Source organism: Serratia sarumanii, from assembly GCF_029962605.1.
GTDB classification, from domain to species: domain Bacteria; phylum Pseudomonadota; class Gammaproteobacteria; order Enterobacterales; family Enterobacteriaceae; genus Serratia; species Serratia sarumanii.
On sequence record NZ_CP124750.1, the window covers coordinates 3,229,853 to 3,251,739 of the forward strand.

The window sequence follows — 21,887 nt, forward strand, 5'->3', positions numbered from 1 at the left end:
AATGGCGGCAGCGCCGCCGCTTGGCATTGATGGGGTTTTGTTATAACGTATCATAACTTTAGCCAAAGGAAGACGACGATGAAAATCCAGCTGTCGCTGCTGTTTCTCTGCCTGCTGGCCGGTAAGGCCGCGGCGTTTCAGTCGAAAGTGCCCGAACCGCGCCCGGAACAGGCGCGCGCGGCGGAACAAAACATCGAAAATCTGTTTTACGGCTTTCACGCCATGGACGCCCAGCCGGTGAACATCGGCAGCTGCGCGGCGGTGCCGGTGGCGGGATGCCAATGCGCGTTCTGCACCCAGCTGCGGCAGGCCGGGCGCTGAGCCGCCCCCCTTATTCAATTCAACTCAGCGCATACTGCACGATCAGCTGCCCCTTCTTCATCTTTACGCCGGTGATAGCGATCGCGCCCACCTCGCCCAGCGTGGCGACATGGGTGCCGCCGCAGCCGTAGGCAGGCAGTTCGCCGAAACCGACCTGCCGCATCCCGTCCACCGCCTGTTGGCGGCGCGGCAGATCGGCGGCGATCAAGCGCGCCAGCTCCGCCTGCAAAAAGTCCGCTTCTATCGTCTGCGCATCCGGCCCTGGCGCGAACGTGATGCGCCCCTCCCCCGGCCAATGATGCGCCTTGACCGGCCGCCACCCCCGGCTTTCGCCCAGCCAACCGATCAGATGCCCACCGGAGTGCCAGCGGGCGTGCAGCCGACGCTGCGCCTCATCGATTTGCAGCGTAGCCGGCCCGATCGGCAGCGGCGCGGCGGTAAAGTGCAGCACGGTATCCCCCTGCTGCTGCACCCGCAGCACGGCGACGCCGCCTAACGTCCCCACGTCGGACGGCTGGCCGCCGCCCTGTGGGTGGAACAGCGTGGCGTCCAGCTCTACGGCGTAGGCGCCCGCCTCGGCCGGCGTACAGCTCAACACCTGCGCCTGGCCCTGTACATCGTCGCTGTAGTAATAACGTCGTTCGGTCATCATTTTTCTCCTCGGTTCGAAGAGCCATTATATTCATGTCATAATCGATGGATAATCCGCCGTCATCACAATGGACCTTTGCGCCATGAGCACAAATCTTTCTTACGCGCTGTTGCCCGAAATGGCCGTTTTCGTTCAGGTGGTAGAGAGCGGCAGCTTTTCCGCCGCCGCCCGTAAACTTGGCACCTCGCCTTCCGCCGTCAGCCGCAGCGTGGCAAGGCTCGAACAGGCGCTGGCGCTGCAGCTGCTGCACCGCACCACCCGCAAACTGCGGCTGAGCGAAAGCGGCGAAGAGGCGTATGCGCACTGCCGCACCCTGTTGGCGGCCGCCGATGCGGTTATGGCGATCGGCGGGCGCGGCGCCGCGGAGCCCGAAGGATTGGTCAGCGTCAGCGTGCCCAAGGCGGTGGGGCGCTTCGTGCTGCATCCGCACATGCCGGAGTTCCTGCGCCGCTACCCGAAGGTGGACGTGCGGCTGCGGCTGGAAGATCGCTACATGGATCTGATCGACGATCGGGTCGATCTGGCGCTGCGCATTACCGATCGCCCATCGCCCGGGTTGATCGGCCGCCAGTTGATGAGAATAGACCATCTGCTGTGCGCCACGCCGCACTACCTGGCGCAGCACGGCACGCCGCAGCACCCGCACGATCTGGCGGCGCACAGCTGCATCTATCTGGGCGAAACGCCGAGCGACGCGCAATGGAAGTTCCGCCGCAGCGGCAAAACGGTGACGGTCAACGTGCGCGGCCGCTACGCCGCCAACCACACCGGCGTGCGGCTGGACGCGGTGAAACAGCATATCGGCATCGGCAGCCTGCCGTATTTTACCGCCCGCCAGGCGCTCGACGACGGCGAGATCGTGCAGGTATTGCCGGAATGGGATTTCCTCAGCAGCTATCACGGCGGCCTGTGGTTGCTTTACGCGCCTAACCAGTATCTGCCGCCCAAACTGCGGGTGTTTATCGACTATCTCGTCGCCTGCCTGGCGCAGGAGCCGCAGCTAAAGCGCCTTGCGTAGCGTGATGTTGATGCGGTGCGGCCCCACCAACGAGTGATAGCCTTCCTTGACCGGCAGGATGCCGTGAAAACAGAGCCGCGATGGGCCGCCCCACACCACCACGTCGCCGTGCGCCAGCGGGATGCGCCGCGCCCGGTCGCTGCGTTGCAGGCCGCCGAACTGAAATACCGCCGGCAGCCCGAGCGACACCGAAACGATGGGTGCGCCGAAGTCGTGCTCGTCTTTATCCTGATGCAGCGACAGCTTGCTGCCCGGATCGTAACGGTTCATCAGGCAGGAATCCGGCACGAAGCGGCCGAAGCCCGCCTGCTGCGCGGCTTCGTCCGCCAGCGCCATCAGGATCGGCGGAATGGCCGGCCAGCGTTTGCCGCTGCGCGCGTCGCGTTCCGAATAGCGGTAACCGCGGCTGTCGCTGGTCCAGCCGTTGCCGCACCAGCTCATCGCCACCGACATCACGTGCCCGCCGGGCGTGGTCAAATGCCGCCACGGCACCTGGGCGACGACGCCCTGCACCGCAGCCAGCAATTCAGGCCCGTGATCGCGCACGAAGCCGTGCATCACCACCGCGCCGGGGGCGATCTCTTCGCGCCACGGCGGCGGCAGCGCGTCTTCAAAAAGATCGATTGTCATCGCCAAAACCTGTATGAATACACAGTAATCATTGTAACCCGCCGCCGCCGATTGTCCAGCGCCCGGCAACGCCATTGTCGTTGGCGGCAAATTTCTCTACAGTAGCCGCCATAAAATCAATCACTCACCAGGAATGCGTGTGATTAAGGGCATCACTCTCTCGGTCGTCGCCTCCATCTTGTTCGGCGCGATGTATTACTTCACCTCTACCCTCACCCCGCTGAACGGCGAGCAGGTCTACGGCTGGCGCACGCTGCTGACGCTGCCGTTCCTGACGCTGTTCATGGCGCTGTCCGGCGATTGGCGCAAAGTGGGCGACACGCTGGGCTGGATCGGCCAACGGCCGCAGCGTCTGCTGGGCCTGCTGCTCACCTCGGCGCTGCTGGGGGTACAGCTGTGGTTATTCCTGTGGGCGCCGCTGCACGGCAAGGCGCTCGACGTATCGCTCGGCTATTTTCTGCTGCCGCTGACCATGGTGCTGGCGGGCCGTTTGATCTACCGCGATCGGCTGTCGCTGCTGCAAAAGCTGGCGGTGGCGTGCGCCATGGTGGGGGTGGGCAATGAGCTGTATCAGGCGGGCGGCGTCTCGTGGCCAACGCTGGTGGTGGCGCTGGGCTATCCGCTCTACTTTATTTTGCGGCGGCGTTTCGGCACCGACAATCTCGGCGGGCTGTGGTGCGAGCTGGCGCTGATGCTGCCGGCGGCGGCCTGGTTCGCCTTCGGCGACGGCGGCGCGGCGGCGTTGCCGACCAATGCCGAGCTGTATTGGCGCATTCCGCTGCTCGGCGTCATCAGCGCCGTGGCGCTGGTGTGTTACATCCTCGCCAGCCGTCTGCTGCCTTTCAGCCTGTTCGGCCTGCTGAGCTATGTGGAACCGGTGCTGCTGGTGATCGTCGCGCTGCTGCTCGGCGAGAGCATCGGCCAAAGCGAATGGCCAACCTATCTGGCGATCTGGCTGGCGGTGCTGCTGCTGGCGGCGGAAGGTGCGCAGCACCTGCTGCGCCGCCAGCGGGTCTGACTCAGGCGGCCAGCGTGGCGCCGCCGTCGATCACGATGTCCTGCATGGTGATGTGGCTGGCCAAATCGGAGGCCAGGAACAACACCGCGTTGGCGATCTCATCCGGGCGGGCGATTTTGCCCAGCGGGATCCCCAGCTTGAACATCTCGGGGAAGCCGGCGATGGTGCGTTGCTGCGCGTCGTCGGTCTGCCACATGCCGCGCTGCATCGGCGTGTCGGTCGAGCCCGGCGACACCAGATTGCAGCGCACGCCGAACGGCGCCATCTCCAACCCCACACAGTGGTTCAGGCTGGTCAGCGCCGCCTTGGAGGCGCAGTAGGCCGCCATCTGCGCGCGCGGCACGTGCGCGGCGTTGGAGCCGATGCTGACGATCGCCCCGCTGCGCTGCGCCTTGAAGTGCGGCAGCACGGCGCGGAACAGGTAAAACGCTCCCGAGGCGTTGACGTTGATGCACTGATGCCAGTCATCCACGCTCAGATCTTCGGTATTGCCCATGCGCAGAATGCCGGCGGCGTTGACCAACACGTCCAGTCGCGGGTTCTCCGCCAGCTGTTGGCGGCACACCGCCTCCACCTGCTCCGGCCGGCTGATGTCCAGCGTCACGCAAGGGTAAGGCAGATCCGGGTTGGCGAACTCGCGGTCAAATCCCACCACCTCGGCGCCCTGCGTCAAAAAATGCCGGGCGATCTGCTCGCCGATGCCGCGCGCCGCGCCGGTCACCCACACGCGTTTGCCGGTGAAATCCATTTGAATGCTCATGCGCACACCGCCATCCGGGCACGCTGCCGGGTCATGTTGTTGTTCATCGTTGTCTCCTGCGAAAGCGTATGACGCGGCGCGCACTGCGCCGCAAAGAGGCCTACAGCGCGCCGCTGTTCAGGCCGAAAGCGTTGAGCATGGTGCCCAGTTTGGCGGCGGTTTCCATCCACTCGGACTGCGGTGTCGAAGCGGCGACGATGCCCGCGCCGGCGAACAGCCTCACCCGGTTGCCGCGCAGCAGGCCGCTGCGGATGACGATCGCCCACTCGCCGTCGCCGTTGGCGTCACACCAGCCGACGATGCCGCTGAACAGGCCGCGATCGTGCGGTTCCAGATCGGCGATCAGTTGGCGGGCGCTCTCGGTCGGGAAGCCGCAAAGCGCCGGCGTCGGATGCAGCAGGCAGGCCAGCTGCATCACGTTGAGATTCGGGTTCAGCAGCTCGCCGCGAATGCGGGTGGACAGGTGCCACATGGTGCCGGTGCTGAGCAGCGACGGGCCGCTGGGCACGCTCAGGCTGGCGCACAATGGCGCCAGGTGGCGGCGAATGTCGTCGATCACCAGCTTGTGTTCGTATTTGTCTTTGGTCGAGCGCATCAGGCGCTCGCTGCCGAGGCGATCCTGCTGCGGATCGTCCTGACGGCGCGCGGAGCCCGCCAGCGGATTGGTGTGGATCTCGCCGCCCTGCTTGCGGATCAGCAGTTCCGGGCTGGCGCCGATCAGCACGCCGCCATCGGCCAGCGGCAAGGAAAAGTGGTAACCGGTCGGGTTCTGCACCATCAGGTTATTGAGGATCTGGTGGCCCGCCACCGGCTGCTCCAGCTCGATGTCGAGGATGCGCGACAGCACCGCCTTGTCCAGCTTGCCCTGTTTAAAGCGGCTGACCGCTTCCGCCACCGCGTGCTTGAAGCGCGGCTCGTCCGGAATGCTGGTGCAGGCGGCCAGGCGATGCGGCTGTTGCAGCATCGGGCGCGCGGCGCGGGTAAAGCTGTCGTTGGCGACAAACTGGCAGTTTTCAGGCACGTACAGGCTGGAAGGCCGGCGCGTATCGAACGGAATGGCGCCCACCACCACCGGCGTCTCCTGGCCGGCGGCTTTGGCGCGCGCCAACGCCTGGCGGATATGCTGCGCCAGCGCGCTGCCTTCCTGCTCACCGCCGAACGCCGGCGTCTCGATACGCTCGAACACGCCATCGGCGGAGAGGGAACGGAATTCGGACCGGTACAAAAAGGTCGATTGTTCGGCGTACACAAACCCGGGGAAGGTTTGGTTTTCTGTCGTCAGTGTCGCCACTAGACCACTCCTTTGTTGCGCCTTACCAATGATAATGTTTATGCGAATAATTATCATTAGCTATAAAAGGAGGATAAATTACACCGGATCCCCACCGTGGGTCAATCTCCGATGAATGAATCTTTCCGCCCGCTGCGGCAAATCCGCGTTACGGCAAAGTAAGAAATAACACACTGTTATTATTGTGTTTTAGCAGAAAATAAAAGTCGTGACATCGTCACCTTCACGCCAAAAACGCCCGTTAAACCGGCGGCCGGCGGGGCAATTTGGCGTCAGCGTCTTAAGCAGCGCTAATACAAACGTCTGCCGCTGCATATCCACGGCGACCATGCGCGCATCGAGAAAATCGAAGTAACAGCGCACCTGCGGATAAAGCGCCTTGAACAGGCTTTCTTTGGCGGAAAACGTCAGCGTCAGCAGTTCATTGAACGGCAACGCCTCGCGCAGTAACGCCTCGCGCTCCGCCGGGGAAACGATCGCCCCCCACAGCTCCTCCGCCCGCACGTCGGAGAGCAGCGTCTCCACATCCAGCCCCACGCCGCCCAGCCCGCTCTCGCGGTGCACGGCGCACAGCGCGGTATCCGAATTATGGCTCAGCGCCCCGGCGATGCCCGGTGGCCACTGCGGCGCGCGATCTTCGCCGCGCGCCAGGGTGAAGTCGGCAAAACCGAGCGGCGCCAACAGTTGCCGCGCCAGAACACGCCCGGCCAGATACTCCGCGCGGCGCTTCGGCACCGCACGTGCCAGATGATCCGGCAGCGCAAAGCCCGCCTCGGGAAAACGCTCGTCACGATACTCCGCCAGCGCAAAATGGCAGCGCGCCACCTGGCCCGGATAGCCGTCCGGCGTGAAAAATTCGATATTGCGGATAAAAGTGGGCAACGGCGGTATCCATGATAAACAGGCAGGCTGATGATGTTAGCCCCCGAAACGGCCTGCAACAATGACCCTGGGCAAAATAAATGGCGTTAAGGCCTGCGTGGCGGCGCGTTAGCCGGGATGGGGAGAGGCCTCTCCCCCGCGCGCGGGAGAGAGGCTGGGCATTACAAGATGCCTTTCATGGTCTTTTCGAAATCGCTCCAGGCGCAGAAGCCGTCTTTGTCGATCGGGCAGCCTTTCAGCGCCAGCGTTACCCGCTGCGGCGGGGTTTGCAGCGTCAGCGGCGTCGCCTTGCGCAGCTGTTCGGTGGACTGATAGACGTACTCGATCTTCAGCAGTTCACGGTCGTTCTGCGCGTCGCGCCAGCGCTGGAACACCAGTTTGCCGCCGATCGGCGTTTTCTCGTATTGCTGCGGCAGCTGATACGGCTGGAACTGCATGGCCGACAGCAGCGAGGCAATATTGGAGTCGTGGCCGACCAGCACCGTCAGCTTCGGCGCGTCCGGTTTGCGCTCGCCGAGCAGCGCGTTGTTGATGTAGGTCAGCAGCGGCTTGGCGACGTTCTGCGCCACCACCGGCGAGGTGAACAGCGAGTCCTGATAGCCGTCTTTCAGCTGCGCCAGCTGCTGCCACTGGTGCGGGGTGGCGATTTTGCCCCAGGCCACCTCTTTCATCGGGAAACCTTCGTAATACTGCAGCATAAAGGCGTCCACCAGCGAGTTGCCCACCCGCAGCGGGCCGGAGACGCCCGGCTCTTTGCCCGGCACCGCGCTCATCACGCTGGCTTCTTTGGTCAGGTCACAGTGTTTGTCGGTCTTGCAGGCGGCGGAATCCTTGTAGTCGATGATCTTCGCCAGCTGTTGGTAAGAGGCGTCCAGCTTCAGCGAGCCCAGCGCGGCGTTCATCGCCGCCAGCGCCTGCTGGTTGAAGGCCTCGCTGGTGTCGGTGATGATCGGGTTGAAGGTCGGATCCATCTCGCCCATCTTGTCCTGATGGTGCACGCTGACGTCGCAGCCGGGGAACGCGCCGTTGCTGAAGAACTGCGCGGTGGCGACCGTGCGCTGCAGGCTGTTGGCGTAGACGTACACGCTGCCGGCGGTCGGGCAACCCTCTTTCGGCAACAGGCCGGTCTGCTTCAGCCAGGCGTTGAAGTAGTGCCCCATATACACTTCCAGCACCCCGCCCTTGGTGGTCAGCTGGCCGCCCGGCGTTTCCCAGGCCGGCCAGGCCTTCGGCGTAGACTGCGCCAGCACGCTGCCGTTGTTGGCCAGCGGCGCGCGCAGGTTATGGCGGCTCATGACCAGCACCTGTTCCAGCTGATAACCGCCGGCTTCCGCCAGCGCGTTCCCGGTGAATAACAAAGGCAGGCACAGCAATAAGGTTTTTTTTCTCATCCGCAGAGGCTCCCGGAAAATGATTATTTTTAAGGTGTTAGAGTTTGCCTGAGTATGATGGCGGGGTTAGTGTGACAAGTGTGTGACAGGGTTCACGGGAAAGGATCGTAACCGCGGCCACCGGACGGTGGCCGCGTGGCTTCAACTCAGTACCACAGGCTCATGATCGGCCAGCCGATCAGCAGCAGCGCGGCGATGTACACCACGCCGAGAATACCGCCCAGGCGCCAGTAGTCTTTCGACTTCACGTAGCCACAGCCGTAGATGATCACCCCCGGGCCGGTGGCGTACGGCGTCAGCACGCCCATGATACCGATCGACAGCACCAGCAACATCGACAGCTGCTCCATCGGCACGCCCGGCAGCCCTTTGCCGACCGCCAGGATCACCGGCAGCATGGTGGCGGTGTGCGCCGAGAGGCTGGCGAACAGGTAGTGGGCGAAGTAGAACACCAGCACCAGCGCCACCACCGTCATGTTCGGCGAGAAGCCGTCCAGGTGGGTGCTCATGGTCTGGGCGAACCAGTCGATAAAGCCGGAACGCGTCAGGCCGTTGGCCATCACCACCAGCGTCGCCAGGTTAACCAGCGTGTTCCAGGCGCTGGAATATTTGGTGATCTCTTTCCACGACACCACGTGCAGCGCCAGCATCAGCGACACCGCCAGCAGACACACCGCGGTGGCGTCCAGCATTTTGCCGCCGAACACCCACAGGCACAGGCTAAGCAGCACCAGGCCGATCAGGGTGTATTCCTTGCGCGTCAGCTTGCCCATTTCCCCCAGCGCGGTATCCGCCCAGGCGGCCACTTCGCTGCTGTGGGTCACGCCCGGTTTGTACAGGTAGTAGGAGATCAGCGGCGCGATGATCAGCAGCAGCAGGCCGACCGGCAGGAACGCCAGGAACCACTGCATCCAGCTGATGTGCACCCCGGCGATCTTGCCGACGAACTCGATGCCCAGCACGTTCGGCGCGGCGCCGGTGACGAACATCGAGGAGCTGATGCTGGTACCGACCACCATCATCCACATCAGGTAACCGCCGATACGGCGCGAGGAGGGATCGTTGGGGAAGGAGTCGAACAGCGGCGGCAGGTTTTTCACCACCGGGAATACCGTGCCGCCGGTGCGCGCGGTGTTGGACGGTGTGAACGGCGCCAGCAGGATATCGATGATCACCACCGCATAGCCCAGCGTCAGCGTGCGCTTGCCCATGAACTTCACCAGGAACAGCGCGATGCGCCGCCCCAGCCCGGTGGCCTCGTAGCCCAGCGCGAAGATAAAGGCGCCGAACACCAGCCAGACGGTGGTGCTGGAGAAGCCCGCCAGCCCCCATTTCAGCGCCTCTTTACCGGCCTTGAAGCCCGGCTCCGCCAGCTCCTGCGCGCCGAACAGCACCCAGTTGGCGCTCAGCACACTGACGGTCACTGCGATAAAGCTGATGGCGGTGGCCGGGATCGGCTCCAGAATCATGCCGACGATCATCGCCACGAAGATGGCGAAGTAGTGCCAGGCCTGCGGCGGCATGCCGTCGGGCACCGGTATCAATAACAGGATCGCGAGCACCGCCAGCGGCGCTATCGCTTTCCAGATCTTTTCCTGGGTTTGGGACATGGGGACTCTCCTGAAGGCTTGGTTATTATTCTTGGGCACCCAGCTGCGCCAGCAGCCAGGTCACTATCAACAGGTCGGCGCTGCCGCCGGGGCTGAGGTTGCGGGCGATGCAGTCGGCATCGAAGCGCCGCAGGCGCGCCAGGCCCGCTTCCCCCGCCGAGCCGCCCTGCGCCAGCAGCAATGCCGCCCGGCGCCGCAGCCAGCGCAGCCCGTGCAGGCCGCCGCGCGAGGCGACGTTGGTGTCGTCGTTGTGGGCCATCAGCCACAGCAGGCTGTCCAGCAGCGCCCGCTGTTCGTCGCCATCGGCGGCCAGCCGTTGCCGATACAGCGGCAGCGCGCCGTCAATGACCAGCCGGAAACCGGCCTCCGCCTCGCCGCGTGCGCCGCTCAACCCATGCGCGGCGAACAGCCGCTGGCCGGCGGTCTGCCCTGCGTTGTTGCGCCGCAGCTCGCGATCCACCAGCCCCCGGCACATCGCCGCCACCTCGGCGCACAGCGCTTCGGCGCCGATGGCGCGGCCCTGCTGCTGCAGGCGGCCGAAGGCGGTGCACAGCAACCCGAGCGAGAACACACTGCCCTTGTGGGTGTTAATGCCGCCGGTGGCGCGGAACATCTGGTTTTCGCAGGCCAGGCCGAGCGGCCGCAGCCGCGCCAGCTGCTGCTCTGCCGGCAAAGCGGCATCCTCGCGCCCGCGTTGGATAAAGCGCGGCAGCCACACGCCGATGGCGCGGGCGCTGCGATAGAAGTGCCCGAGATCCATGTCGCGGTGGGCGCCGGTATTATGGCGATCCACCAGCCCCGGCTTGGGTGTGAGGTTGACCTCCACCAGCAGCGCGCGGAAAGCGGCGCGGGCGAAGTCGCAGGCCGGTTCGGCACGGTGGGCGGGCAGGTTAATCGGCAGAGATCGCATCGTTGAACATCCTTTCCATTTCATGCAGCAGCTGCTCGCTGCTGTGCCGCCGCTGGCGGGCGCAGATCTTGGCCGGTTGGCCGCACAGCAGGCAGCGCCGTTCCGGCAGGCCGATGTCGCGGCGCGACAAAATGCGCCCCTGCGTATCCAGCACGTCGATATCCCACAGCCGGCCGATCGGGCGGCTCACCTCCAGCTGCATGGCGCAGTCCTTCACCCGCTGAGCATCGGCGCGCAGCGCGACAAACCCTTCGCAACCGGTGGCGAGCGCCAGCGCCTCGGCCTGCGGGCTGGGCCAACCCTGTTCGGCGCACAGTCGCAGCAACGCCGCCCACCCCAGGTTGAAGATGCCGCGCGTCAGCGCGCTGTCCTTCACCGGGCCGGGCACCACCAGCGTCAGCACCAGCAGCGTGCACTCGTGCTGCGCCAGCCACGCCTGCTGCCGCGCCTGGCGGCATTCGCGGCTGGTGAGCAACTCCGGCAGGCTGACCGCGCGTTCGGCGGCCAGTTGGGGATCGACGGCGGCCATCGGCTACTCCGCCACCTGATGCACCACGTCGATCACCGAGCCGTCGCGGTAGCGCACCACCGCCACCACCTTGTCGGTAAAGGCGATCGGCTGCGGTTCGCCGGTCAGCTGCAGCGCACGGGCGCGCAGCCAGTCGATGCTCACCACCTCGAGGCCGGCCTCCCGCAGGCGCTGCGCCAGCTCCGGCCGCGCCGGATTGACGGCGATGCCGTGGTCGGTCACCAGAATGTCGATGCTGGAGCCCGGCGTGACGCAGGTAGTCACCTGCTCTACCAGCGTCGGGATGCGCCCGCGCACCAACGGCGCAACGATGATCGCCAGCCGCGCGGCGGCGGCGGTGTCGCAGTGGCCGCCGGACGCGCCGCGCAGCACGCCGTCGGAGCCGGTCAGCACGTTAACGTTGAAGCCGGTGTCGATTTCCAGCGCGCTCAGCACCACCACGTCGAGCCGATCGACCGACGCGCCCTTGGAGCTGAAGTTGGCGTACTGGTTGGCGCTGATTTCGATATGGCGCGGGTTGCGCGCCAGCGAGGTCGCCGCCGCCCGATCGAAGCTCTGCACGTCCAGCAGTTTGCCGATCAGCCCTTTCTCGTGCAGATCCACCATGGTCGAGGTGATGCCGCCGAGGGCGAACGCGGCGCGAATGCCGCGGGCGCGCATCTTGTCCTCCAGGAACCGGGTCACCGCCAGCGAGGCGCCGCCGGTGCCGGTTTGCAGCGAAAAGCCTTCGGTGAAGTAGCCGGAACCGGCGATCACCTCGGCGGCGCGGCGGGCGATCAGCAGCTCGCGCGGGTTCGAGGTCATGCGCGTGGCGTCGGCGCCGATCTTGTCGGCGTCGCCCACCCGCTCCAGCTGCACGATCAGATCCACCCGATCCTGCGCCAGGCTGGCGGGATGATGCGGATACGGCACCAGCTGCTCGGTCAGCAGCACCACGGTGCCCGCCGCCTCGGCGTCCACCCGCGCATAGCCGAGCGAGCCGCAGCAGGCTTCACCGCTGTAACCGTTGGCGTTGCCGAACTCATCGCAGGCCGGCACGCCAAGGAAGGCCACGTCTATCTTCAGCTCGCCGGATTCGATCAGGTTGACCCGGCCGCCGTGCGAGTGAATTTGCACCGGCTCCGCCAGCAGGCCGCGCGAAACCGCGTCCGCCAGCGGGCCGCGCAGCCCGGAGGTGTAAATGCGGCTCACCACGCCGTGGCGGATATGCTCAACCAGCGGCGCATGGCAGTCGGTCAGCGAGCTGGACGCCAGCGTCAGGTTGCGGAACCCCATCGCCGCCAGCGTCTCCATCACCTGATTGAGCGCCAGATCGCCGCCGCGAAACGCATGGTGGAAGGAGATGGTCATGCCGTCCTGCAGCCCGCTGCGGCGCACCGCTTCCTGCAAGGAGTCGCACAGCTTGAGATCGCGCGGTTTGCGCGCCTGCAGGTTGGCTTTGGAGACGTCCTGATAGCCCGGCAGATCCGCCGGGTTGGCGAAGGTCATCAATCGTTGTTGGCGGTTCATCATGCTTCCTCCCCGTGCTGCGCCGGTTCTTCCCGTAAGCCGGACAGCGCGGCGCGCTCCAGCACCAGCCGGGCGCGTTCAATCACCGGGCTGTCGACCATTTTTCCGTTGAGCGACACCACGCCGCGCCCTTCCCGCTCCGCCGCTTCGGCGGCGTCCACCACCCGCTGCGCGTGCGCCACCTCTTTGGCGGTCGGCGCGTACAGGTTGTGCAGCAGCTCAATCTGGCGCGGGTTGATCAGCGATTTGCCGTCGAAGCCGAGCTGTTTGATCAGCGCCGCTTCCTGCAGGAAGCCGGCCTCGTTATTGGCGTCGGAATAGACGGTGTCGAACGCCTGAATGCCGGCGGCGCGCGCCGCCTGCAGCAGCGAACAACGAGCGAACAGCAGCTCGATGCCCTCCGGCGAGCGTTCGGTGCGCAGGTTGCGCACGTAGTCCTCCGCCCCCAGCGCGATGCCGATAAGCCGCGGCGAAGCGTGCGCGATCGCTACCGCGTTGGTGATGCCCTGCGCCGATTCGATCGCCGCCAGCAGCCCGGTGCTGCCGACCGGCCGGCCGCAGGCCGCTTCGATGGCGGCGATCTCGCGTTCCATGTCGACAACGTCCTGCGCGCTGTCGGTCTTCGGCAGGCGCACGATGTCCGCGCCACCGCGCACCACCGCCTGCAAGTCCGCCAGGCCGTAGGCTGAGTCGAGCGCATTGACGCGCACGATGGTTTCCACCTCCTGGTACAGCGGGTGCTGCAGCGCGTGGTACACCAGCCGGCGCGCCGCGTCTTTTTCACGCAGGATCACCGAGTCTTCCAGATCGAACATCAGCGCATCGGCCTGGTAGATAAAGGCGTTGCTGACCATCGCCGCGTTGGCGCCGGGGACGAACAGCATGCTGCGGCGCAGCCGGGTTTTATTCAGCGTTTTCATCTTTCGCCTCCCACGGCAGTTGGCCACCCTCGCAGGCGCGCATCAGCGCGGTTTCCAGCCGGGCGCGCAGCACGCAGTCCAGCGCGCCTTTGTCATCGACGATCACCTGCACCGGCTCCACCTCATAACGCTGCAGCACCTCCAGCAGGGTGTGGCGGATCGCCGCGCCGAACTGTTTTTCCACGCTGCTGGCGATCAACAGATCGTGCTGCGGCCCCTCGGCGGGCGCGATGCGCACCATGACATCGCTGGATTCCAGCGTGCCGGCCATTGCTTCTCGGATAATTTTCATCATTCACCTGATTGTGCGGACTCAAAAGGATGCGGGGCCGCCTTGGCCCGGCGCTGCGTTTGCAGATCCTGCAGGTAGTACAGGGTGTCCGGCGGCACCAGCGGCGCGGCGGCGTGGAAGTCCCCCGCCGCCAGCAGCTTGCGCACCCAGGAGGCGGAGATCGCCGTGCCCTGATATTGCAAACGCTCGATTTCCACCAGCGCGATCGGCGGGCTGGGCAGCGCCGGCGTTTCCAGCCAGTAGCGCATGTCGCGGTTGTATTTCGCGGTCACCGCGCAGAACGGCTCGTTGCCGACGAAGCGGTGGGTAATGCCCAGCGCGGGCGCCAGATACTGGCGGAAGATCTTCAGATCGATTTCGGTGTAACAGTCGTCGGCCACGCCCTGATCCTTGATGAAGTAACAGGGGAAGGTGGCGCGCGAGATCACGTACTGCGAGCCTTCGTGTACCGTAAGGTTGGGGATATCGGCGGTGCCGGCCAGCACCAGCCGGCGGCGGTCTTCATAGCTGAAGCGCGAGGTGTTTTCCTTCACTAAAAACAGGTGCAGCCAGTCGCAGCGTTTGGCCGCCTGACGCACCAGATACTGATGCCCGCGGGTGAAGGGGTTGGCGTTCATCACAATGCTGCCGATGGTGTCGCCCGGCCGGCGCTGGCTCGCCAGTTGGGCGGCGTAACGCTTCAGGCGGCACGGGCTGTTTTCCATCAGCACCACGATGCCCGGCACGGTGGCGATCGGATAGAAACCGCACTGGCGGAACAGCGGTTCGTTCTGCACCTTGGTGTAGATAAACAGCTGGGTGTGGTGGCGCTCGTAGGCCAGGTTCACCAGCTCGGTCGCCAGCGCCAGCGCCAACCCTTCGCCGCGCATCAGTGGGCTGATGGCGACGCATTTGATAATATTGTCGGCGATGCCGCCGCAGGCGACCAATTTGTCGTGCTGGGTAACGGTAATAAATATTTCAACCGTGGTGTCGATATTCAGATCGTTACTGCGCAAGAAGGCGCTTATTTCCGAAATCGCTTTATGATCCGATCGCTTTACCCGATTAAATACGGCATCGCCTAACATAACACGCTCTCTGGGTTAACTGGCAAACAACAAATTAAATACAAAAACGCATTTTAATTAACATTAAGCAAGATAATTAAAACCTTAAAAACCATGAAGATAAACGCCGTTTCGCGTTCGATAAATCAATGGTAAACAGAAAAAAAACGCCGATTATTGACCTATTTCACAAACCGATTCCGGTTAATAAGTTATTTAATGTTCTTTATTTGCTTAATTAATCTTATGGTGTTTATTATTGAGATAATCTTTATTTGGCGCCGCAATTTACTTACATTCATTTAGCATCTTGATTGCAATAGCAGGTTTCATTATGGAATGGCTGAACATCCTGATCGTTGAAGACGAAACGCCGCTGGCGGAAATGCACGCGGAGTTTATCCGCCAGAACGGCGGCTGCCGCCAGATTTGGCTGGCCGGCACCCTGGCGCAGGCGCGCGCCATGACCGAGCGCTTCAAGCCGGACCTGATCCTGCTGGACAACTTTCTGCCCGACGGCCAGGGCATCACCCTACTGCGCGAACTGACGCTGAGCGGGTATCGCGGCGGCATCGTGTTCATCACCGCCGCCAGCGACATGGCCACCGTGGCCGAGGCGTTGCGTTACGGCGTATTCGACTACCTGATCAAACCGCTGGCCTATGACCGGCTGAGCCAGACCCTGCAGCGCTTCAGCCAGCGCCGCGAAGCGCTGAAAGACAAAGCGCGCCTCAACCAGCGCCGCATCGACGAGATGTTCAACACCTACGCCCGCGGCGAACAGCAGGCGGCGCTGCCCGCCGGCATCGACGAGCTGACGCTGGGCAAGGTCCGCGCGCTGTTTGCCGAACCCGCCGCGCGCCACACCGCTGAAAGCGTTGCGCAAAAAATGGGGCTCAGCCGCACCACCGCGCGCCGTTATCTGGAGTTTTGCACCGCCGCGCAGCAACTGCGCGCCGAGATCATTTACGGCAAGGTCGGCCGCCCACAGCGGATCTACCGCGCCGGCGAACCGCATTAACGGTTATTTGATCGCCCTTGCAAGGTTGCGTGTAACCGCTTTACTTTTTATGCGCCGGTCAGCATCTTGGTGAGCATCACCTAGCCGACTGGACGATCGCCGATGCCCGCTGCGCCCCTTGCTTCCCTGACCGAGATCCTCGCCCGCCGTGACTGGCAAAACCCGGCCTGCACCCACTCCCGCCGGCTGGACGCCCACCCGCCGTTCGCCAGCTGGCGCACGGTGGAAGACGCGCGCGACGATGCCCCCAGCGCCAGCCGCAGGTCGCTGAACGGCGAGTGGCGCTTCAGCTATTTCCCGCGCCCAGAGGCGGCGCCGGAAGGCTGGCTGCAGCAGGATTTACCGGACGCAGCCCCGCTGGCGGTGCCGGGCAACTGGCAGCTCGCCGGCTACGATACGCCGATCTATACCAACGTGCGCTACCCGTTCCCGGTCGATCCGCCGCGCGTGCCGGAAGACAACCCGACCGGCTGCTACTCGCGCACCTTCAGCGTCGATCCGGCCTGGCTGGCCGCCGGCCAGACGCGCGTCATCTTCGACGGCGTCAACTCGGCGTTCTATTTGTGGTGCAACGGCCACTGGGTGGGCTATTCGCAGGACAGCCGCCTGCCGGCGGAGTTCGATCTCAGCCCGTGGCTGCAGCCGGGAGAAAACCGGCTGGCGGTGATGGTGCTGCGCTGGTGCGACGGCAGCTATCTGGAAGATCAGGACATGTGGCGCATGAGCGGCATCTTCCGCGACGTCAGCCTGCTGCACAAACCCGCCGCGCACCTGAGCGATGTGCGCATCACCACGCCGCTGCATGACAGCTTTACCCGCGGCGAACTGGTGGTGACGGCGCGCGCCAGCCGGCCCGGCCCGCTGCAGGTGCAGGTTCAGCTGTGGCGCGATGGCGCGCGGGTGGCCGAACGCACCCAGCCGCTCGGCAGCGAGATCGTGGACGAGCGCGGCGCCTATGACGATCGCGTCACGCTGCGGCTGCCGGTAGAACGCCCGGCGCTGTGGAGCGCCGAAACGCCCGCGCTGTATCGCGCCACCGTCGCCCTGCTCTCGCCCGAGGGGGAGATTATCGAGGTGGAGGCCTATGACGTCGGCTTCCGCCAGGTGGACATCAGCGGCGGGTTGCTGAAGCTCAACGGGCAGCCGCTGCTGATCCGCGGCGTTAACCGCCACGAGCATCATCCGCGCCACGGCCAGGTGATGGACGAGGCGACGATGCGCCACGACATCCTGCTGATGAAGCAGCACAACTTCAACGCGGTGCGCTGCTCGCACTATCCCAACCACCCGCTGTGGTACCGGCTGTGCGACCGCTACGGGCTTTACGTGGTGGACGAAGCCAATATCGAGACCCACGGCATGCAGCCGATGAACCGCCTGGCTGACGATCCGCTGTGGCTGCCGGCGATGAGCGAGCGCGTTACCCGCATGGTGCAGCGCGATCGCAACCATCCCTGCATCATTATCTGGTCGCTGGGCAACGAGTCCGGCCACGGCGTGAACCACGACGCGTTGTACCGCTGGGTGAAAAGCCAGGATCCGACCCGCCCGGTGCAATATGAAGGCGGCGGCGCCGACACCGCCGCCACCGACATCATCTGCCCGATGTATGCGCGGGTGGATCAGGATCAGCCGTTCCCGGCGGTGCCCAAATGGGCGCTCGGCAAGTGGATCGGCCTGCCGGAGGAACAGCGGCCGCTGATCCTGTGTGAATACGCCCATGCGATGGGCAACAGCTTCGGCGGCTTTGAGCGTTACTGGCGCGCGTTCCACCATTACCCGCGCCTGCAAGGCGGCTTTGTCTGGGACTGGGTCGATCAGGCGCTGATCAAGCGCGACGTCCAGGGCGAAGAGTACTGGGCCTACGGCGGCGACTTCGGCGATACCCCCAACGATCGCCAGTTCTGCCTGAACGGGCTGGTGTTCGCGGATCGCACCCCGCACCCGGCGCTGTTCGAAGCGCAGCGGGCGCAGCAGCTGTTCCGCTTCGCCTTCGACGCCGCCTCGCTGACGCTGACCGTCACCAGCGATTACCTGTTCCGCCACACCGACAACGAGCAGCTCAACTGGCGGCTGGAGCTGGACGGCGTGGAGCGCGCCAGCGGCAGCTTCAATCTGGCGCTGGCGCCGCAGGGCAGCGCTAGCTTCACCCTGCTCGATCGCCTACCGATGCTGCATCAGCCCGGCGAGCTGTGGCTGAATGTGGAGGTGGTGCAGCCGCAGGCCACCGACTGGTCCGAAGCGCACCACCGCTGCGCCTGGGATCAGTGGCGGGTGCCGCGCGCGCTGCATCCCGCCCCGCAGCCGGCGCAGGGCGTGCCGCCCACGCTGATTGAGGACGATCAGGGGCTGACCCTCACCCACGGCGACCAGCGCTGGCGCTTCGAGCGCAGCAGCGGCCACCTGACGCAGTGGTGGCAGAATGAGCAGCCGCAGCTGCTGACGCCGCTGCGCGACGGTTTTGCGCGCGCGCCGATCGATAACGACATCGGCGTCAGCGAGGCGGACCATATCGATCCCAACGCCTGGGTCGAACGCTGGAAGCTGTCGGGCCTGTACCGGCTGGAGGAACGCTGCACGCGGCTGCAGGCCGATGCGCTGCAAAACGGCGTGCAGGTGGTGAGCGAACACCAGTTCGGCGTGGACGGGCAGATTTTGCTGATTAGCCGCAAGCAGTGGCTATTCGACGCGCTGGGCGCGGTGAACGTGAGCGTGGAAGTCGAGGTGGCCGATACTCTGCCGCCGCCGGCGCGCATCGGCCTGCACTGCCAACTGGCAACGGTGCAACCGCAGGCGGAATGGCTGGGCCTGGGCCCGCACGAGAACTACCCGGATCGCCGCCTGGCCGCGCAGCACGGGCGCTGGCGCCTGCCGCTGGCAGATCTGCACACGCCGTATATTTTCCCCGGCGAGAACGGCCTGCGCTGCGACACCCGCAGCCTGCGCTACGGCGGCTGGCGCATCGACGGCCGCTTCCACTTCTCGCTCAGCCGCTACGGCCTGCAACAGCTGATGGCCTGCAGCCACCAGCATCTGCTGCAGCCGGAAGCAGGCACCTGGCTGCATCTGGACGGCTTCCACATGGGGGTGGGCGGCGACGATTCCTGGAGCCCGAGCGTGCACCGGGATTACCTGCTCACCGCCGGCGTTTACCGCTATCAGTTGCGCCTGCAGCGGGCGCCCGAGAGCTAAATCTGCCAAAAAACTCAACGGGTTGCGCATTCTGTAAGCAAACAGTCACAGAATGTGTAATCCGCCTTTGACATGCCGACGGCGCCTCGCTATTATTCGCCCCGTTCAAACGATTCCTCTGTAGTTCAGTCGGTAGAACGGCGGACTGTTAATCCGTATGTCACTGGTTCGAGTCCAGTCAGAGGAGCCATATTTAGAGAAGCCCGCTCAGGGAAACCTGAGCGGGCTTTTTGCTGTTGGGCGGTCATCATCGATGATCCCCTGTACTCTCCCTACCCGAAACCGTTCAGCCATCCGTTGAACGGGTAAGTTTCTCCCACTGTTCAATTTCCTTGCCTAACGCCTCGAGCTTTTGCCGCACCAAACTTAATGCGTCACTGCCTAACAACAGATGCGTGGGTGGATTCCGGCTCTCGATCAATGCCAGCATGGCGTGAGCCCCTTCACGGGATCGCCCAGTTGCTTGCCGCTTTTTTCCTGACGCGCCTGACGAACAGGTTCAAATAACGCGTCATAGTCAGGGAGACAGCGAGGGCTGCGTACCATTGAACGCCCGGCCCAGTCCGTCCGAAACGAGCCCGGCGCCACGGCGGTCACGTGTAGGTTGAACGGGGCAAGCTCTTTACTTAAAGTTTCTGATATCCCTTCCAGTGCAAATTTGCTGCCGCAGTAATAGCTGATACCGGGCAAGGTAATGAAACTGCCCATTGAGGTGACATTGATAATGTGGCCGCGACGGCGCTGGCGCATGCCCGGTAGCACGGCTTTGATCATCGCCACCGCGCCAAACACATTGACGTCAAACTGGCGGCGCAGCTCTGCAAGCGGGGATTCTTCCAGAATGCCTTCATGGCCGTAACCGGCATTGTTCACCAGCACATCTATCGGGCCGACGGCGGACTCTATCTCTCCAACCACCTCATCAATACGTTCATCGTCCGTGACATCAAGCAGATAGCCAAAAGCGTGCTGCGTATCGAGCGCGGCGAAAGCCTGCAGTGCTTCGCTGTTGCGCACCGTTCCTACAACCCGATGCCCTACGGCGAGGGCTTCCCGCGCCAGCGCCTGGCCAAAGCCACTGCTGACGCCGGTGATTAAAATCGTTTTTGCAGATGCCATAAAAAGAACTCCCATGAACCATGAAGATTGCATGGTATTCTCTGCTCTGCCGCATTTTTAGGCCGTATTTTCTCTTTTTCTTGCCTGATTTTATGAGGTGGTGGGATGTCCGACATGATTACCCTGATGAATAGACTTGCGGTGCAAGAGGGATACAACCTCACTGCCCTGCCTGATGTGCGAATTTTGCGCTCCGATCGCCCGCTTGCCAGAACGCCGGTGCTTTACGATCCGGGGATCGTGATCGTCTGCCAGGGCAGCAAACGCGGCTATTTCGGTCAACAGACCTATTTATATGATGAGCAGCACTACCTGGCGGTTTCGGTGCCGGTGCCGTTTGTGATGGAAACCGACGCGTCAGCAGCACATCCGCTGCTGGCGATTTATATGCATCTGGATTTTCAGCTTGTCGCGGAACTGATGCTGCAGATTGAACAGCATGGCGCCCCGCATCCTCCCGTCGCGCCGCAAAGCATGATGTCGAGCCCCATGGACGGCGCGGTAAAAATGGCCGTACTTCGCTTACTTGACGTCCTGGCCAACCCGCTTGAGGCGGCAATCCTCGGCCCGGCGCGGGTGCGTGAGCTTTATTTTCGCGTGCTGACAGGCGCACAGGGCAACGCAATGCGTGCCGCGCTGGCCTTGCAGGGCCAGTTTGGCAAAATCGGTAAAGCGTTGCAGCACATCCATGCCGCTTACGCGGAGCCGTTAACGCTGACGCAGCTGGCGATGAGGGCCGGCATGAGCGTGCCGACCTTTCATAGCCATTTCAAGGCGATAACGCAGATGCCGCCGATGCAGTATGTGAAATCGGTACGCCTGCACCAGGCACGGATGCTGATGGTGCGCCAACAAATCACCGCCGCCGCCGCGAGTTACGCCGTTGGCTATGAAAGCCCATCGCAATTTAATCGCGAATTCAAACGTCTGTTTGGCCTGCCACCGGCAGAGGAGATAAAACGCATGCAGCGTCACTTCGCCATTCCGCCCGCGCAGCCTGCCTCGATATTTGTTTCGTCGCACTGAGGCTTGTTCGGTATGGCAAACGCTACCTTGAGGTAGGTAGCGTCCGTTTATGCCACAAAACCAACCGTCGGATCACCTACTCAACAATCTCCGCAAACACCAAAAAGCCCGCCCCGTCCCCAGGCAGGCCTTTGGCCCTCCGCACTGTCTCAGGCGCCATCCCGCTCCGCAACCCGCGCCATCAACGCCCCCAACAGCGCCAGATCGACCAGCAACGCCAGCGCGAAACAGCCTCCTCTCGCGCCCGGCGCGGCGTAGGTTTGAATCAGCAACGCGGCAACCAACACGGCCACGATGCTCACCACCGTCGTCAAACGGTGCGCCACGGTGAGCGCTCTTTTTTCCCCCACCGCCGTGCGGTAGGCCACGCCCTGCCCCAGGCCGCCGAGGGCGATGCCCGCCAGCAGGGCCGGCCAATCATGGCCGCCGAACAGCATCAGCAGCGTCAATAGCCACCCCGCCGCCGCCAGCAAAAAACCGTAGCGGAGCATAGACAGCGCAGGCCGGTTCCGCAGCGGCTGCCAGCGGGCCAGTGCGGCGCCGCCGAGAAACGCCAACGCCAATGCCGTTAGCAACATCAGCGTTGCGCCGAGGCCCAGCAGGCTTTCGGTCTTCAGCAGCAAGGCGCCCGCCGCCACCGGCACGCTGAGCGCCAGGGCACTCGCCGCCGTTCCCGTGTGTTCCATGGCGCCCAGGGCGCCGTTGTTGACATATATGCTCATCGTTAACTCCCGACATGGTGGAAAT

At 64.0% G+C, this 21,887-nt stretch carries 20 protein-coding genes, 1 tRNA gene and 1 pseudogene; 7 read left to right on the forward strand and 15 right to left on the reverse strand.

Going from position 1 to position 21,887, the window contains the following annotated elements; translation table 11 throughout:
- Positions 1–78 precede the first annotated feature (78 nt).
- Positions 79–321 (forward strand): hypothetical protein, encoded by a 243-nt coding sequence (locus tag SSARUM_RS15390; RefSeq protein WP_033635174.1) that lies wholly within the window; start codon positions 79–81, stop codon positions 319–321.
- 19 nt (positions 322–340) lie between these two features.
- Here SSARUM_RS15390 and SSARUM_RS15395 read toward each other — a convergent pair whose 3' ends face one another.
- Positions 341–970 (reverse strand): alanyl-tRNA editing protein, encoded by a 630-nt coding sequence (locus SSARUM_RS15395; protein ID WP_060388006.1) that lies wholly within the window; start codon positions 968–970, stop codon positions 341–343.
- 85 nt (positions 971–1,055) lie between these two features.
- Here SSARUM_RS15395 and SSARUM_RS15400 point away from each other — a divergent pair, with 85 nt between their 5' ends.
- Positions 1,056–1,991, forward strand: coding sequence for a LysR family transcriptional regulator (locus SSARUM_RS15400; protein ID WP_060388007.1), 936 nt, complete (start codon positions 1,056–1,058; stop codon positions 1,989–1,991).
- Here SSARUM_RS15400 and alkB read toward each other — a convergent pair.
- Positions 1,974–2,621 (reverse strand): DNA oxidative demethylase AlkB, encoded by a 648-nt coding sequence (alkB, locus tag SSARUM_RS15405; RefSeq protein WP_060388008.1) that lies wholly within the window; start codon positions 2,619–2,621, stop codon positions 1,974–1,976. The genes SSARUM_RS15400 and alkB overlap by 18 nt on opposite strands.
- A gap of 139 nt (positions 2,622–2,760) precedes the next feature.
- Between alkB and rarD the strand changes: the two genes are divergently transcribed.
- Entirely contained in the window at positions 2,761–3,639 is an 879-nt protein-coding gene (rarD, locus tag SSARUM_RS15410) for an EamA family transporter RarD (RefSeq protein WP_033647922.1), read from the forward strand.
- Between the two features lies 1 nt (position 3,640).
- Here the strand turns inward: rarD and dhbA are convergent, their stop codons facing one another.
- From dhbA to citC, 11 genes are all read right to left on the reverse strand, one after another.
- Positions 3,641–4,399 (reverse strand): 2,3-dihydro-2,3-dihydroxybenzoate dehydrogenase, encoded by a 759-nt coding sequence (dhbA, locus tag SSARUM_RS15415; protein WP_039565253.1) that lies wholly within the window; start codon positions 4,397–4,399, stop codon positions 3,641–3,643.
- 100 nt (positions 4,400–4,499) lie between these two features.
- Entirely contained in the window at positions 4,500–5,690 is a 1,191-nt protein-coding gene (locus tag SSARUM_RS15420; RefSeq protein ID WP_043147656.1) for an isochorismate synthase, read from the reverse strand.
- 189 nt (positions 5,691–5,879) lie between these two features.
- Positions 5,880–6,572 carry a 4'-phosphopantetheinyl transferase family protein gene (locus SSARUM_RS15425; RefSeq protein WP_080430333.1) on the reverse strand — a complete coding sequence of 231 codons (693 nt, stop codon included), beginning with the start codon at positions 6,570–6,572 and terminating at the stop codon, positions 5,880–5,882.
- Positions 6,573–6,733: 161 nt separating this feature from the next.
- Positions 6,734–7,963, reverse strand: a complete 1,230-nt coding sequence (gene agp / locus SSARUM_RS15430; protein WP_043147658.1) for a bifunctional glucose-1-phosphatase/inositol phosphatase — start codon at positions 7,961–7,963, stop codon at positions 6,734–6,736.
- A 146-nt stretch (positions 7,964–8,109) separates the two neighbouring features.
- Positions 8,110–9,573 carry an anion permease gene (locus SSARUM_RS15435; protein ID WP_004940821.1) on the reverse strand — a complete coding sequence of 488 codons (1,464 nt, stop codon included), beginning with the start codon at positions 9,571–9,573 and terminating at the stop codon, positions 8,110–8,112.
- Between the two features lie 25 nt (positions 9,574–9,598).
- Positions 9,599–10,483 (reverse strand): triphosphoribosyl-dephospho-CoA synthase CitG, encoded by an 885-nt coding sequence (gene citG / locus SSARUM_RS15440; RefSeq protein WP_060430289.1) that lies wholly within the window; start codon positions 10,481–10,483, stop codon positions 9,599–9,601.
- Positions 10,464–11,012, reverse strand: a complete 549-nt coding sequence (gene citX, locus SSARUM_RS15445) for a citrate lyase holo-[acyl-carrier protein] synthase (protein ID WP_033635185.1) — start codon at positions 11,010–11,012, stop codon at positions 10,464–10,466. Before citX ends, citG begins: the two co-directional genes overlap by 20 nt.
- Before the next feature lie 3 nt (positions 11,013–11,015).
- Positions 11,016–12,521 (reverse strand): citrate lyase subunit alpha, encoded by a 1,506-nt coding sequence (gene citF, locus SSARUM_RS15450; protein ID WP_028130661.1) that lies wholly within the window; start codon positions 12,519–12,521, stop codon positions 11,016–11,018.
- Entirely contained in the window at positions 12,521–13,441 is a 921-nt protein-coding gene (citE, locus tag SSARUM_RS15455) for a citrate (pro-3S)-lyase subunit beta (RefSeq protein ID WP_016927085.1), read from the reverse strand. Before citE ends, citF begins: the two co-directional genes overlap by 1 nt.
- A complete protein-coding gene (citD, locus tag SSARUM_RS15460; protein ID WP_019452464.1) occupies positions 13,425–13,733 on the reverse strand; it encodes a citrate lyase acyl carrier protein in 309 nt (102 codons plus the stop codon). The genes citE and citD overlap by 17 nt, the downstream gene beginning before the upstream one ends.
- A complete protein-coding gene (citC, locus tag SSARUM_RS15465; protein WP_004940809.1) occupies positions 13,733–14,803 on the reverse strand; it encodes a [citrate (pro-3S)-lyase] ligase in 1,071 nt (356 codons plus the stop codon). Before citC ends, citD begins: the two co-directional genes overlap by 1 nt.
- 313 nt (positions 14,804–15,116) lie before the next feature.
- Here citC and dpiA point away from each other — a divergent pair, with 313 nt between their 5' ends.
- From dpiA to SSARUM_RS15480, 3 genes are all read left to right on the forward strand, one after another.
- Positions 15,117–15,803: a two-component response regulator DpiA gene (gene dpiA / locus SSARUM_RS15470; protein ID WP_021505854.1), complete on the forward strand. Its 687-nt coding sequence runs from the start codon at positions 15,117–15,119 to the stop codon at positions 15,801–15,803.
- A gap of 102 nt (positions 15,804–15,905) precedes the next feature.
- Positions 15,906–18,995, forward strand: a complete 3,090-nt coding sequence (locus tag SSARUM_RS15475; protein WP_060430291.1) for a beta-galactosidase — start codon at positions 15,906–15,908, stop codon at positions 18,993–18,995.
- Between the two features lie 114 nt (positions 18,996–19,109).
- A tRNA-Asn gene (locus SSARUM_RS15480) sits at positions 19,110–19,185 on the forward strand.
- Between the two features lie 96 nt (positions 19,186–19,281).
- Here SSARUM_RS15480 and SSARUM_RS15485 read toward each other — a convergent pair.
- A pseudogene (locus tag SSARUM_RS15485) lies at positions 19,282–20,114 on the reverse strand (oxidoreductase).
- Between the two features lie 105 nt (positions 20,115–20,219).
- Here SSARUM_RS15485 and SSARUM_RS15490 point away from each other — a divergent pair.
- Positions 20,220–21,140, forward strand: coding sequence for an AraC family transcriptional regulator (locus tag SSARUM_RS15490; protein WP_060430293.1), 921 nt, complete (start codon positions 20,220–20,222; stop codon positions 21,138–21,140).
- 149 nt (positions 21,141–21,289) lie between these two features.
- Here SSARUM_RS15490 and SSARUM_RS15495 read toward each other — a convergent pair whose 3' ends face one another.
- Complete coding sequence (locus tag SSARUM_RS15495; protein WP_049213658.1) at positions 21,290–21,862, reverse strand: hypothetical protein; 573 nt, start codon at positions 21,860–21,862, stop codon at positions 21,290–21,292.
- Positions 21,863–21,887: the final 25 nt, after the last annotated feature.

Coding starts and splice junctions, on each gene's coding strand:
- SSARUM_RS15390 (WP_033635174.1), top strand. CDS start 79: ATGAAAATCCAGCTGTCGCTGCTGTTTCTCTGCCTGCTGGCCGGTAAG.
- SSARUM_RS15395 (WP_060388006.1), bottom strand. CDS start 970: ATGACCGAACGACGTTATTACTACAGCGACGATGTACAGGGCCAGGCG.
- SSARUM_RS15400 (WP_060388007.1), top strand. CDS start 1,056: ATGAGCACAAATCTTTCTTACGCGCTGTTGCCCGAAATGGCCGTTTTC.
- alkB (WP_060388008.1), bottom strand. CDS start 2,621: ATGACAATCGATCTTTTTGAAGACGCGCTGCCGCCGCCGTGGCGCGAA.
- dhbA (WP_039565253.1), bottom strand. CDS start 4,399: ATGAGCATTCAAATGGATTTCACCGGCAAACGCGTGTGGGTGACCGGC.
- agp (WP_043147658.1), bottom strand. CDS start 7,963: ATGAGAAAAAAAACCTTATTGCTGTGCCTGCCTTTGTTATTCACCGGG.
- SSARUM_RS15435 (WP_004940821.1), bottom strand. CDS start 9,573: ATGTCCCAAACCCAGGAAAAGATCTGGAAAGCGATAGCGCCGCTGGCG.
- citG (WP_060430289.1), bottom strand. CDS start 10,483: ATGCGATCTCTGCCGATTAACCTGCCCGCCCACCGTGCCGAACCGGCC.
- citX (WP_033635185.1), bottom strand. CDS start 11,012: ATGGCCGCCGTCGATCCCCAACTGGCCGCCGAACGCGCGGTCAGCCTG.
- citF (WP_028130661.1), bottom strand. CDS start 12,521: ATGAACCGCCAACAACGATTGATGACCTTCGCCAACCCGGCGGATCTG.
- citE (WP_016927085.1), bottom strand. CDS start 13,441: ATGAAAACGCTGAATAAAACCCGGCTGCGCCGCAGCATGCTGTTCGTC.
- citD (WP_019452464.1), bottom strand. CDS start 13,733: ATGAAAATTATCCGAGAAGCAATGGCCGGCACGCTGGAATCCAGCGAT.
- citC (WP_004940809.1), bottom strand. CDS start 14,803: ATGTTAGGCGATGCCGTATTTAATCGGGTAAAGCGATCGGATCATAAA.
- dpiA (WP_021505854.1), top strand. CDS start 15,117: ATGGAATGGCTGAACATCCTGATCGTTGAAGACGAAACGCCGCTGGCG.
- SSARUM_RS15475 (WP_060430291.1), top strand. CDS start 15,906: ATGCCCGCTGCGCCCCTTGCTTCCCTGACCGAGATCCTCGCCCGCCGT.
- SSARUM_RS15490 (WP_060430293.1), top strand. CDS start 20,220: ATGTCCGACATGATTACCCTGATGAATAGACTTGCGGTGCAAGAGGGA.
- SSARUM_RS15495 (WP_049213658.1), bottom strand. CDS start 21,862: ATGAGCATATATGTCAACAACGGCGCCCTGGGCGCCATGGAACACACG.